Raw genomic sequence first — 12,481 nt, 5'->3', positions numbered from 1 at the left:
GCGTCTGGCGCCGCCAACGATTAAGGAGTTATCCGCGGCCACAACCGTTTCTTAACGCTGTTCTGGCACTACTCAGTGCACGATTTGCCAGAGAGTTTTGCGTGTTCATGATGGCGGTCATCGAGACAGCTGAAAAAATGTTGCCAGCGGGGTTGCGCCCCTCGGGCGGCCGCGCATTGCGCATGCTTGCGGGGCTTTTGACCGAGCATGGCGAAAAAGCCGTTGCCCGGCGCATGGCGTTGACCGCATTCTCGATCCGCATCATCAGCGCGGCGCTCGCCTTCGTCTCCCAGATCGCCCTCGCCCGCCTGATGGGCGAGTACGAATACGGGATCTTCGTATTCGTCTGGGTGCTGATCGTTGTCTTCGGCGATCTGTCTTGTCTTGGCTTCCACACCGCCATCGTCCGTTTCCTGCCGCACTACAAGGCGGCGGGCGCCCTCGCAGAAATTCGCGGCCTGACCGGAACCGCCCGCATCTTCGGCCTGCTGTCGGGAACCGGCATGCTTGCCGTCGGCATGATCGCGCTGCACCTCTTCGGCGACAGGATCCACAGCTACTACGTCGTTCCCATTTTCCTCGGCCTGTTCGCCATGCCGATGATCGCGCTCAGCGACATCCTCGAAGGCACATCGCGCGCCAACCACTGGCCGGTCATGGCGCTGAGCCCGGCCTATATCATCCGCCCCGTCCTGATCATTCTGTTCATGCTGGCCGCGATCGCCCTCGGTGCGCCGCACACGGCGGTCACCGCCATGCAGGCGGCACTCGTCGCCACCTACGTGACGACAATCGGACAGCATCTGGCGACCCTCGTGCGTCTTCGCCGCCACTTTCATGCGGGCCCGCGCAAGGTCGACTTCCTCGGATGGCTCGGCGTCGCATTTCCGATGTTCCTGATTGAAGGTGTCAGTTTCCTGCTGACCAGCTCCGACGTCGTCGTGGTCGGCATCTTCCTGGAGCCGCACGATGTTGCAATCTACTTCGCCGCCGCCAAGACGATGTCGCTTGTTCACTTCATCAATTTTTCCGTCAAGGCCGCCTCCGGCCCGCGCTTTTCCAGCATCATAGCTGGAGGCACGCGCTCCGAACTGGCCGCCGCGGCTATCGATGCGGCGAAATGGACGTTCTGGCCGGCGCTCGCCGTCGGGCTGACGGTTCTCGCCGCCGGCCATCTTCTGCTATCGCTGTTCGGCGCCGCTTTCACAGCCGGCTACATTCTGATGGCGATCCTGCTGGCCGGCATCCTCGCCAAGGCGCTGGTAGGGCCTGCCGAGACGTTGCTGATGATGGCCGGCAAGCAGAATATCTGTGCCCTGCTCTACGCCGGCGCCCTGCTGGCCAGCGTTGGTCTCAACGTTCTCCTCATTCCGCGCTTCGGCATCGAAGGCGCGGCGGTTGCAACCGCAACGGCCATGGGCGTCGAAGCTGTGCTCCTGCACCTTGCGGTCCGCCGGGCGCTCGGCATCGCCCTCTTCGCCTTCGCCAAATCGGCCGGTACGCATAAAGACATGGAAGCCTGACAGAATGGTGCGCAATCCCCCCGTTACCCAGACGACAGATGCGACCGCCAACCGGATGGTTCACGAGCTTGCCGCGTTGGATTTCGATACGCCGCGGGCCGAAGCACGCATCGACATCGGAAGGCCCGGACGCGAACTCTGCGTATATTCCGGAAAGCTCGGTTATGAGCTTCAGGACGAACTGGATTTTCTCTCCAATCGCGCGCTGGAACCCAACGTCTTTTTCACCGGCCGTTTTCTTGCGCCGGCAATGCCGCGACTGGACGACCGGCAGGTCGACTTCGCACTGTTGCGCGACCGGGGCGACAACCGAAGCCGCCTGCGCGTCCTGATGCCCTTCTCCGTGGAAAAGCCCGGCTTTGCCGTCGGCCCGTCCATCATCCGTGTCTGGTCGAACAGCTTCGCACCGCTGGGCACGCCGCTGGTCGACACCGAGGACGCTGCCGAAACGCTCGACAATCTGTTGGAGGGCCTGACGGCCAGCGATCTGCGGCTGCCGCGGATCCTCGTGCTTCCCGACCTGCGGCTGAACGGTATCTTCGCTCGCATGGCGCGTGCGGTCGCCATCAGCCGCAACCTTCCGATCACGATCACCAATCCCTATCAGCGGCCGATGCTGCAGAGCGACGAGGATGCCACGGTCTATCTTGGCAAGGCCGTCTCTTCCTCCCACATGCGCGAGATGCGCAGGCAGTGGCGTCTGCTGGAGGAAAAGGGCACAGTCGCCTACAGCGTCGCGCGCCAACCGCACGAGATCCGCACGCGCTTCGAGGAGTTCCTCGCGCTCGAAGGCGGCGGCTGGAAGGGCAAGAGGCGAAGTGCACTCGTCACCGACCGCTATCACACAGCCTTCGCCCGCGAGGCGATCTCCAACCTTGCAGCCATCGATGCGGTGCGTATACACAGCATCGATTTCAACGGCCGGGCAATCGCCTCGACGGTGGTGCTGATGATGGGCGGCGAGGCTTATACGTGGAAGACCGCCTATGACGAATCCTACGCGCGATATTCCCCGGGCAAGCTGCTGATGGGAGAGCTGACGGAATGGCATCTCGACGACGCCAACATCGTGCGCTCCGATTCCTGCGCCGTCCCCGATCATCCGATCATGAGCCGCTTCTGGCGGGAGCGTGAGGACATGGGCACGGTGGTGATTGGCCTGTCGCAAAACGGCGACCGCGATGTGCGCCAGGTCGCAGCCCAGCTTCACATGTACAGCAGCACCCGCAATGTCGCGAAGATGCTGCGCCAGAAAATCATGTCGCTCGCCAAGCGGGGATAGCGGCCTCCGCGGCCGCCCGCTCCCGCAGCAGGCGGCGGATAACCTTGCCTGTCGTCGTCAGCGGCAGCTCGTCGACGAATTCGACCTCGCGCGGATATTCATGCATGGAAAGCCGCATCTTCACCCAGTCGCGGATCTGGGCGGCGAGCCCTGAACTCGCTTCGAAGCCCGGCACGAGAACGACATAGGCCTTGACGATCTCCGTACGCAGCCGATCCGGCTTGCCAACCGCGGCCGCGAGCTGCACTGCCGGATGCCCGCTCAGACAGTCCTCGATTTCGGCAGGCCCGATCCGGTATCCGGACGAGGTAATGACGTCGTCGTCGCGGCCGAGAAAGGTAACAAACCCCTCTGTGTCCTGCCGGCCCATATCGCCGGTCAGCAGCCAGTCGCCGACAAACCTGCGCTGCGTCGCCGCCGGATCGTTCCAGTAGCCGAGAAACATCACCGGATCGGGGCGCCTGACCGCGATCTGACCCGCCTCCCCGGCAGCCAGCTCCTCGCCGCTGCCGTTTACAACGGCAACGCGGTGGCCCGGCACCGGCCGGCCGATGGCGCCCGCCTTGCTGACACCCATGGCAGCGCTCGACGACAGCACAAAATTGCACTCCGTCTGGCCGTAGAACTCGTTGACCTCAATGCCGAGCGTCCGCCTGACCCAATCGTAGGTCTCCGCGCCCAGCGATTCGCCGGCCGCACCGATCGTCCGGAGCACAAGATCGTACTTCGCAAGCGGATCGGACACCGCCTTCATCAGGCGAAGCGCAGTCGGCGGAATGAAACCGTTGCGCACCTTCATCTCGGCCATGATGCGATAGGCCATGTCGGGATCGAACTTCTGCGCCGGCGACGAGACCACCGGAACGCCGAGCAAAAGACTTGGCAGCAGCGCGTTCAGCAGGCCGCCCGCCCACGCCCAGTCCGACGGCGTCCACATCTTGTCGCCCGGTTGCGGAAACCCCTCATGTGCAAACTGCATGCCCGGGATGTGGCCGGCCAGCACCCTGTGGCCGTGCAGCGCGCCCTTCGGCGGCCCTGTTGTGCCTGAGGTGAAGATCATCAGCGCCGGCTCGTCCGGCCCGGTCGCCGCAACGTCGAAAACAGGCGGATGAGCCTCAGCCAGCCCGGCAAAGGACAACGCATCATTACTGCCGTCGACACTGATGACGGATACCAGATCGGGCAGCCGCTCTCTGATCTGCCGAATTCGCTCAAGCCCGAAGCTGTTGGTGATCACAGCCGCAACACCGGCAATTCTGAGCCTGTATTCCAGCGCCTCGACGCCGAAAAGCAGCGCAAGCGGCACCGCGATTGCGCCCATCTTGTAGATCGCCACATGCGCGATCACCGTCTCGAACGATTGCGGCAGGAGCAATGCGATGCGGTCCCCGCGCCTGAAACCCAGGGAGACAAGCGCATTGGCAAGTGACGAGGAGCGGTCGGCGAGCTCACGATACGTCATTGAAAGATGGTTGCCATCAGGACTGAAATGCTCAAGACAGATGCGGTCCGGTGCCCGCTCGGCCCAGTCGTCGCTGACAGCGCGGCCGATGTTGAAATCGTCCGGGACGGTCCAGGCAAAATCGCGATAGAGATCGTCATAGCGATCGCGCGGCGGCAGTTTCATAGGCAAGATCCGATTATGCTGCAGCAGCTAACACCTTGTGCACCGCGCGCGCAAGCACGCAACCGAACTGCCCTCCTGCATTGGCGTGCCGAATAATCTTCGACCGGATCACTGATATTTTGGCGATTGCCGCCCTAGATCAAGAGAAGCGCCGGGATAGCGATCGTGACGGAGCAGGTTCATGGACTATTTAAAACTTGGCGGTACCGGGCTGGAGGTGTCGAAGATTTGCCTCGGCTGCATGACATTCGGCGAGCCGGACCGTGGCAACCACAGCTGGACACTCGGCGAGGAAGAGAGCCGCACGCTGATCAGACAGGCGATCGACCTCGGCATCAATTTCCTCGATACGGCCAACACCTATTCCGACGGCTCTTCCGAGGAGATAGTCGGCCGTGCGATCCGGGACTTCACCAGGCGCGACGACATCGTGCTCGCCACCAAGGTCTTCAACCGCATGCGGCCCGGTCCCAATGGTGCCGGTCTGTCGCGAAAGGCTATATTCGACGAGATCGACAACAGCCTGAGGCGCCTTGGCACCGACTATGTCGATCTCTACCAGATCCATCGTTTCGACTATTCGACGCCGATTGAAGAGACGCTGGAAGCCCTGCACGATGTCGTTAGGGCCGGCAAGGCCCGCTATATCGGCGCATCCTCTATGTATGCCTGGCAGTTCGCCAAGATGCTGTACACGTCGCGGGCAAATGGCTGGACACCGTTCGTCAGCATGCAGAATCACCTCAATCTGCTCTACCGCGAGGAAGAGCGGGAGATGCTTCCGTTCTGCCAGGACCAGAAGATCGCGGTAATCCCATGGAGTCCGCTGGCACGTGGCCGCCTGACCCGGGCATGGGACGAAAAGACGACGCGCAGCGAGACCGACGAGTTCGGCAAGACACTCTACAATCAGGCCGAAGATGCCGACCGAACGATCATCGGCATCGTTGGCGAACTGGCGCAGAAGCATGGCGTTTCCCGGGCACAGATCGCCACCGCCTGGATCCTGCAGAAAAGCGCCGTCACGGCGCCGATCATCGGCGCCTCCAAGCCAAACCACCTGGTCGATGCCGTCGGCGCCCTCTCCGTCAGGCTCGCGCCCGAAGATGTTGCGGCACTGGAACAGCCCTATGTTCCCCAGCGAATCGAGGGCTTCAAATAGAGCTAGATGGAACAGGAGTGCTTTTGTCGCAGCCGTTGAAATCAGTGGCCTGATCGCCCGACGCGGCTAGCTTTTCGCCCTTAAAAGCTCATCACGCGTCGTGAACAGAAAGCTGTCGGAAAGCTCGCGGCTTTCGACGGCGCGTGCCAGGATAACGGCCCCCATCATCGCAGAAAGCGTCGTGAACCCCTTGTCGCGCCGCTCCTCGACCGTCTCGCCCGGGACGATCCCGGCGAGGATGTCGACAAGCGCCGACAGCCCGTCGTTGAACGTCTCGCGCACCGCACCGCGGCTGCGGCTCACCTCCTGTACCAGCGAGGCAAAGACGCAGCTGCCGCCCGGATCGTCGACGCTGCACCGCGCGAGATAGTGGCGGACCAACGCATCGAGCGGCCGGTCCGGAGCGGCTGATACGATCTCGTTCCAGCGGATCTTGACCTTCTCGATCAGGTCGCGGCTGACCGCGAGCGCCAGATCTTCCTTGGATTCGAAATGCCCGTAGAAGCCGCCATGCGTCATCCCCGCGGCCTTCATAATTTCGGCGACGCCGATACCGTCAAATCCATTCTCGCGAAAGAGCACGCCGGCGACCTGCAGGATCTTCTCCCGGTTTTCGGCAAATTTCTCTCGGCTGACCCGCATTTGGTTCTCCGCAAAATAGCTGCTTGACAATTTATATGACGTCCATCATCAATAATCAACAAATATGATGATCGTCATCTAAAGGCTTGCTATACCCATTTCCGACAACCCCCAAACGGAATAGCCCAATGGTCTCCACTGCACTTGCCTCTTCGCTGGCGCGGCGCAACATCCACTACGGATGGGTTGTCGTCGCAGCGACCTTTGTCACCATGCTCGTGACAGCCGGCGCCATGGGCGCGCCCGGCGTGCTCATCAAGCCGTTGCAGGACGAATTCGGTTGGGAAACGTCGCAGATCTCGTCTGCGCTCGCCGTGCGCCTGCTCCTCTTCGGTCTGATGGGCCCTTTCTCGGCCGCCTTCATGAACTATTTCGGCGTCCGCAAGGTCATCGTCTTCGCCATGATCATGATTGCCAGCGGCTTCGTCGGCTCGCTGTTCATGACCGAGCTTTGGCAACTGCTTCTCCTCTGGGGCGTCGTTGTCGGCCTCGGCACCGGCCTGACGGCGATGGTGCTTGCAGCAACGGTTTCCGCCCGCTGGTTCACCAGGCACCGCGGTCTCGTCGTCGGCATGCTGTCGGCAAGCTCCGCGACAGGCCAGCTCGTTTTCCTGCCCTTCATGGCGGAGTTGACAGAACGCTATGGATGGCGCGCCACCGTCTTCTTCGTCTGCGGCATGATCATGTTCGCGGCATTGGTGGTTCTGGGCTTCATGCGCGACCGTCCATCCGATCTCAACCTGCCATCCTTCGGCGAAGAAAACGTCACGCCGCCGCCGCCGGCGCAGTCCGATCTGCTGACAATGCTCGCCACGCCGATCACCGTGCTCAGGGACGTGTCGAAAACCTCTACCTTCTGGATCCTCTTCGCCACCTTCTTCATCTGCGGCCTCAGCACCAACGGCTTGATCCAGACCCACTTCGTGACGCTCTGCGGCGATTTCGGCATTCTGCCTGTGGCAGCCGCCAGCGTGCTCGCAGTGATGGGCATCTTCGACTTCTTCGGCACCATCGGCTCGGGCTGGCTTTCCGACCGCTTCGACAATCGCTGGCTGCTCTTCTGGTATTACGGTCTGCGCGGCTTGTCCCTGCTCTTCCTGCCCTTCAGCGATTTCAGCTTCTACGGCCTGTCGATCTTCGCTGTCTTCTACGGCCTCGACTGGATCGCCACAGTTCCGCCCACCGTGAAGATCGCCGCGGACCGTTTTGGGCGAGAAAAGGCGGGGATCGTCTTCGGCTGGATCTTCACCGGTCACCAGTTGGGTGCGGCCACAGCCGCCTATGGCGCAGGTCTGTCGCGAACCGAACTGTCGAGCTACCTGCCCGCCTTCTTCATCGCCGGCGCATTCTGCCTGCTCGCATCCGTTCTCGCGATTACGCTGAAGAAGCCCGGCCTGGTCGCGCCCGGCTCCGCCATCGCACATTGAACCGCGGCTTCCGACCGAAGGCCTTCGGTCGGAAGCTCCATCAAATCAGTCCGATAACTTCACCGGCCGTCTTGCGCGCCCCGGCAAACGCATGTTAGACACCCGCCTCGTCGGTATCCGTTGCCCCATTGGCGGAATTGGTAGACGCGCTCGACTCAAAATCGAGTTTCGAAAGAAGTGCTGGTTCGACTCCGGCATGGGGCACCACCGACGAACATCAGATCGATTTTGAATAGGCGGCCACAAGGGTCTCAAAGACCGCTTGTTATACCCCGCAGCCGGCGGTCGGAAGCAGGTTGCTGTTTGCAGCCATGGGGGCATTGCGAGGCATGGTGGCGACGTACATCACATAGCGGTCGGCAGCATCTGCGAGCGCCATCGCAGACTCGCTTTCGCGCCAACCGGCTTGGATGGCCTCGAGCACAAGTGCTCTGGCCGCCTGATCGAATACGCGGCGGCAGTCGCCGCTGCGCAACGCATCATCGGCATCAAAACTTGGCGCCTCAATGTCCATTCTTGCTCTCGCGTGGCAGCCGTGCGGGACGTTTCCGAAGTCTCATCGGAAGCCCCTGAATTGCATAGCGATGGAAAGGAGAAATCGAACTCTTCCTGACCTGCACGAAGCGTCCGAAGTGATGCTCGAGCTGCAAGGTGAGGTCGTCATGGCTTGTGACGCCCTCCTGGAACAGCCGGATCAGCAAGTTGGCAGCGACGCCCGTTGTGCCTGGCTCTTCGAGCGCGGCGTCGTCGCCCGAATATCCCGCATCCGCAAGGATGCCGTGCAGGAAATCAAGATCGTCGCCTGAGAGGTATTTCGTATCCACGTCGGAAGACATCAAGGTCCTCCTTTCGGTGTAGGGCTAGGGTTTGGTGACCCTCAACCAGCAGCGCCCGTAAAAGTGGCTACTGAAGGACAGACCATGCGCCCGAACCCGTCACAAAGCAATGTGCCGGAAGCGGAATGCAGTCTGCCGGAAGCAAATGGCATAACGATTTCGTGATGCTTTTGCGCCCTTCGGCGTCCCCGCAGGCGGCAGTTGAGAGGTCTCCGGCAGCAAAGCACATGCGTTCCTTTTCCAAATCAACTGTTTAATTTCCCTCACACTTCGGTCAAAGTGTCGCCGCCAAGAGGGAAAGTGCCACGTGCATCAGGAAGTATCGCTTATCGCCACCGTAGCCGTCAGCTTTGTCTGCGCGGCGTTGCTCGGCTACATCGCCGATCGGTTGCGGCTCCCGCCGTTGGTCGGATATCTTGTGGCCGGCATCGCCATGGGTCCGATCACGCCCGGCTTTATTGCCGATGCAGGCCTTGCCGGCCAGCTGGCGGAGATGGGCGTCATCCTGTTGATGTTCGGCGTCGGCCTGCATTTCTCAGCCGCCGACCTGCTTGCCGTACGCGGCGTTGCCGTGCCTGGCGCAATCGTCCAGATCCTGGTCGTAACACTCCTCGGCATCGGCCTGGCGGAATGGTGGGGCTGGGGGCTGGGCGCCGGCATCGTCTTCGGCCTCAGCCTTTCCGTGGCCAGCACCGTTGTGCTCCTCAAGGCACTCGAGGAGCACAACCTCGTCGACTCGGCAAGCGGACGCGTCGCCGTGGGCTGGCTGATCGTCGAGGATCTGGCGATGGTCCTCGCGCTTGTGCTTCTGCCTGCCTTTGCCGAACTGCTCGGCGGCCACGCGGCCGCAAGTACAACCCATGGCGCAGGTCTGCCGCTGCTCTTGACCATCGCGCTCACGCTGCTGAAGGTCGGCGCATTTGCCGTCATGGCGATCTTCCTGGGGCCGAAAGTCGTGCCCTGGCTCCTGACCCGCGTCGCACGGACTGGATCGCGCGAGCTCTTCACGCTGACCGTTCTGGCGATCGCGCTCGGCATTGCGTTCGGCTCGGCGCAGATTTTCGGTGTCTCCTTTGCGCTTGGCGCCTTCTTCGCGGGCGTCGTCATGAGCGAATCCAATCTCAGCCACCGGGCCGCGGCCGATTCCCTGCCATTGCAGAATGCCTTTTCGGTACTCTTCTTCGTTTCGGTCGGCATGCTGTTCGATCCCTCGATTCTCGTGCGCGAGCCGATGGCCGTTCTTGCCGCGCTCGCGCTGATCATCGTGGGCAAGGCGATCGTCTCCTTCGCCGTCGTCGCGCTGCTGCGTTATCCCATCGGCATGGGCCTTACGGTGGCGGGCGGCCTTGCGCAGATCGGCGAGTTTTCCTTTATCCTCGCAAGCCTCGGCGTTTCGCTCGGCTTGCTGCCACGCGAGGGGCAGGATGTCATCCTGGCCGCCGCCATCATATCGATCACCTTGAACCCGCTTGTTTGCGTCGGCGCGCAAGTGTTGGATACGCATGCGCATCAGCGATGGCCCGCCCTCTACGCCCGCTTCGGTCATCACCGGCACGAAGCGCTCGGCCGCGAGCTCGAAAAGATCCGTGGGCTGAATGAGGAACGGCAGCGTCAGCATCAATTGGAAATCCAGGAGCTGATCGAAACCTTTCCGTTATTCGCCAAGGTCGACGAGGACTCACAGGAGGAATTGCTTCTCCTCTTCCGTCCGAAATCCGCCCTGCCCGGCGAGCGCGTGATGAGGAAGGGCGACCGCGGTGACGGCATGTATTTTCTCTCGTCGGGTGCGGTCGAAGTGCAGCTCCCCGGAGAACCGATCCGGCTGGAGCCGGGTGCATTCTTCGGAGAGATGGCGCTTTTGAGCGGCGGCCGCCGCACGGCCGACGTCGTTGCGGTCGACTTTTGCCAGTTCTTCGTTCTGGAACGACGCGACTTCAACATGTTCACCGCCAAGCACCCAACCCTGCGCCAGGCGGTCAGCGAAATGGCCCGCGAGCGAACCGAGATGAACGTCATGCGCCAGACGCACGTCGCGTCCTGATTTTCCCCGGAACCGGTCCGCCGATCACGAAGAATTTTTCGCCGCACCGCCGCATGAACGACACAGCAAGCATTTACAGGCGGATGCGCGCCCCATAAAGCTCATGCACCCAACGCGAAAGGATCGGAATGCTTCGCAGACTGTACGACTGGACCATGTCGCTTGCCGCCCGCAAATCGGCGGAAGTCTGGCTTGCCGTTATCGCCTTCGTCGAGAGCTCCATCTTTTTGGTTCCGGCCGACGTTCTCTTCTTGCCGATGGCACTCGCAAAGCCCGAGCGTGCCTACCGATATGCACTGGTAGCGACTGTAGCCTCGGTTCTCGGCGGCATCGCCGGCTGGATGCTCGGCTACTACGCCTATGATGCGGTCGCCCGCCCCGTTCTCGAATTCTACGGCAAGCTCGACGCATTCGAACAGCTGAGGGTCTACATTCACGACGAGTGGGAAATCCTACTTTTGCTCCTGGTGACCTCGGGGCTGGCACACCTGCCGCCGATCAAGGTGGTGACGATTCTCGCCGGCGTCATTCACATGAACCTCGGCTTCTTCGTTGTGTCGGCGATCGTCGCCCGCGGCGCCCGCTTCCTGTTTCTCGCCTGGCTGCTTCGCCGCTATGGCGAGCCGATCCGCGATTTCATCGAGAAGCGCCTCGGCCAGATTGCCGGCATTGGCGCCGCCGTCCTGATCGCCCTCGGCATCGCCTACAAACTATTAGCCCACTGAGCCATACGCCCGGAGCTCCTGCATGACCGCCTCGTTCTCCCTCCGCCGCCCGGCCTTCCTCTATTCGATCCTGCTTGCGACAGGCATGGCGATCGTCGTCGGCACCGCGCTCGGTTTCCAATATATCGGCGGTTACATTCCCTGCGCGCTCTGCCTGATGCAGCGCCAGCCCTACTATTACGGCATCCCGATCGTCATCATCGGCGCTCTCGCGTCGGCCATCGGTCTGCCGAACTGGATCGGCCGCACATTCCTGCTTGCCGGCGGCATGCTGATGGTCGTCGGCGCGGGCATGGGCATCTACCACACGGGTGTCGAATGGCACTTCTGGGCAGGTCCTGCTACCTGCTCGACCACCGCCAGCAGCATGTCTCAGAACGCGGGCGATTTGCTCACGGAACTCAATACGATCAAGGGCCCATCCTGCACGGACGCGGCGCTGCGCGTTCTGGGGCTTTCCTTCGCCGGCTGGAACGTCATCGCAAGCATCCTTCTGGCAGCCTTGGCCTTCATCGGCGTGCGCAGATCGGCTTGAGCCTCACGCTGATCGAAAACTGATCAGGGCTGCAGTTCGCTATCCCAATAGAGATAGTCGAGCCAGCTGTCGTGCAGATAGTTTGGCGGGAAAAGCCGGCCGTTGTTGTGCAGATCCTGCACCGTCGGCTGATAGGGCTTCTGATGCGGGAACATGCCGGCCTGCTTCGGCAGCTTGCTGCCCTTTCTGAGATTGCAGGGGGAACAAGCAGCCACGACATTCTGCCAGGTCGTCTCGCCGCCATGGGCGCGCGGGATCACATGGTCGAAGGTCAGATCGTCATGCTCGCCGCAATACTGGCACTCGAACCTGTCCCGCAGGAACACGTTGAACCGCGTAAAGGCCGGATTGCGGGATGGCTGAACGTAGGTCTTCAGGCACACGACACTTGGAAGCCGCATGGAAAAGCTCGGGGAAGATACCGAGTGTTCGTACTCTGCTATGATATTCACACGGTCAAGAAAGACCGCCTTGATCGCGTCCTGCCAGGACCAGAGCGACAAGGGATAATAACTCAGTGGCCTGTAGTCAGCGTTCAGGACGAGCGCTGGCAGGGCCTGGGGGGAGACTGCAATCGTCAAGGGACTCTCCTGATCGATTCGGCATCTGCATCCTTATATTAGGCCGGTTGTGACGGCATTGTGAAGTCCAATAAATTCAAGCAACACCATGGCTTTTATA

The 12,481-nt window shown here is 61.6% G+C and carries 12 protein-coding genes and 1 tRNA gene; 8 read left to right on the top strand and 5 right to left on the bottom strand.

What is annotated here, in order from left to right:
* Positions 1-110: 110 nt before the first annotated feature.
* Together ASC97_RS18015 and ASC97_RS18010 are read left to right on the top strand one after the other, a co-directional pair.
* The gene (locus ASC97_RS18015; protein ID WP_057469774.1) at positions 111-1,523 is read left to right on the top strand and encodes a lipopolysaccharide biosynthesis protein; all 1,413 of its coding nucleotides are present in this window, start codon (positions 111-113) and stop codon (positions 1,521-1,523) included.
* Between the two features lie 4 nt (positions 1,524-1,527).
* On the top strand, positions 1,528-2,805 hold the full coding sequence (locus tag ASC97_RS18010; RefSeq protein ID WP_057469725.1) for a GNAT family N-acetyltransferase: 1,278 nt from the start codon (positions 1,528-1,530) through the stop codon (positions 2,803-2,805).
* On the opposite strand, the gene ASC97_RS18005 is transcribed toward ASC97_RS18010, so the two are convergent.
* Positions 2,780-4,432: an AMP-binding protein gene (locus ASC97_RS18005; protein WP_057469724.1), complete on the bottom strand. Its 1,653-nt coding sequence runs from the start codon at positions 4,430-4,432 to the stop codon at positions 2,780-2,782. The genes ASC97_RS18010 and ASC97_RS18005 overlap by 26 nt on opposite strands.
* A gap of 181 nt (positions 4,433-4,613) precedes the next feature.
* Here ASC97_RS18005 and ASC97_RS18000 point away from each other — a divergent pair, with 181 nt between their 5' ends.
* Positions 4,614-5,594 carry an aldo/keto reductase gene (locus ASC97_RS18000; protein ID WP_057469723.1) on the top strand — a complete coding sequence of 327 codons (981 nt, stop codon included), beginning with the start codon at positions 4,614-4,616 and terminating at the stop codon, positions 5,592-5,594.
* 66 nt (positions 5,595-5,660) lie between these two features.
* Here ASC97_RS18000 and ASC97_RS17995 read toward each other — a convergent pair whose 3' ends face one another.
* Positions 5,661-6,236, bottom strand: a complete 576-nt coding sequence (locus ASC97_RS17995) for a TetR/AcrR family transcriptional regulator (protein WP_057469722.1) — start codon at positions 6,234-6,236, stop codon at positions 5,661-5,663.
* Between the two features lie 128 nt (positions 6,237-6,364).
* Here ASC97_RS17995 and ASC97_RS17990 point away from each other — a divergent pair, with 128 nt between their 5' ends.
* Both ASC97_RS17990 and ASC97_RS17985 read left to right on the top strand, forming a co-directional pair.
* A complete protein-coding gene (locus tag ASC97_RS17990; RefSeq protein ID WP_057469721.1) occupies positions 6,365-7,663 on the top strand; it encodes an MFS transporter in 1,299 nt (432 codons plus the stop codon).
* 122 nt (positions 7,664-7,785) lie between these two features.
* Positions 7,786-7,870 (top strand) — tRNA-Leu (locus ASC97_RS17985).
* A gap of 58 nt (positions 7,871-7,928) precedes the next feature.
* Here the strand turns inward: ASC97_RS17985 and ASC97_RS17980 are convergent.
* Both ASC97_RS17980 and ASC97_RS17975 read right to left on the bottom strand, forming a co-directional pair.
* Positions 7,929-8,177 (bottom strand): hypothetical protein, encoded by a 249-nt coding sequence (locus tag ASC97_RS17980; protein ID WP_244481518.1) that lies wholly within the window; start codon positions 8,175-8,177, stop codon positions 7,929-7,931.
* A complete protein-coding gene (locus tag ASC97_RS17975; protein ID WP_082530048.1) occupies positions 8,167-8,499 on the bottom strand; it encodes a hypothetical protein in 333 nt (110 codons plus the stop codon). Before ASC97_RS17975 ends, ASC97_RS17980 begins: the two co-directional genes overlap by 11 nt.
* Positions 8,500-8,806: 307 nt before the next feature.
* Here ASC97_RS17975 and ASC97_RS17970 point away from each other — a divergent pair, with 307 nt between their 5' ends.
* From ASC97_RS17970 to ASC97_RS17960, 3 genes are all read left to right on the top strand, one after another.
* Positions 8,807-10,540 carry a cation:proton antiporter domain-containing protein gene (locus tag ASC97_RS17970; RefSeq protein WP_057469720.1) on the top strand — a complete coding sequence of 578 codons (1,734 nt, stop codon included), beginning with the start codon at positions 8,807-8,809 and terminating at the stop codon, positions 10,538-10,540.
* 128 nt (positions 10,541-10,668) lie between these two features.
* On the top strand, positions 10,669-11,265 hold the full coding sequence (locus ASC97_RS17965) for a YqaA family protein (protein ID WP_057469719.1): 597 nt from the start codon (positions 10,669-10,671) through the stop codon (positions 11,263-11,265).
* A 22-nt stretch (positions 11,266-11,287) separates the two neighbouring features.
* Positions 11,288-11,800 (top strand): disulfide bond formation protein B, encoded by a 513-nt coding sequence (locus ASC97_RS17960; RefSeq protein ID WP_057469718.1) that lies wholly within the window; start codon positions 11,288-11,290, stop codon positions 11,798-11,800.
* Positions 11,801-11,823: 23 nt separating this feature from the next.
* On the opposite strand, the gene ASC97_RS17955 is transcribed toward ASC97_RS17960, so the two are convergent.
* Entirely contained in the window at positions 11,824-12,381 is a 558-nt protein-coding gene (locus ASC97_RS17955; protein ID WP_037059323.1) for an HNH endonuclease, read from the bottom strand.
* Positions 12,382-12,481: the final 100 nt, after the last annotated feature.

The sequence above is a fragment of the Rhizobium sp. Root1203 genome (genome assembly GCF_001424945.1).
GTDB lineage: Bacteria > Pseudomonadota > Alphaproteobacteria > Rhizobiales > Rhizobiaceae > Rhizobium.
The sequence above is the reverse complement of the archived record's forward strand: the minus strand, read 5'-3'. Positions and strand labels throughout refer to the sequence as shown.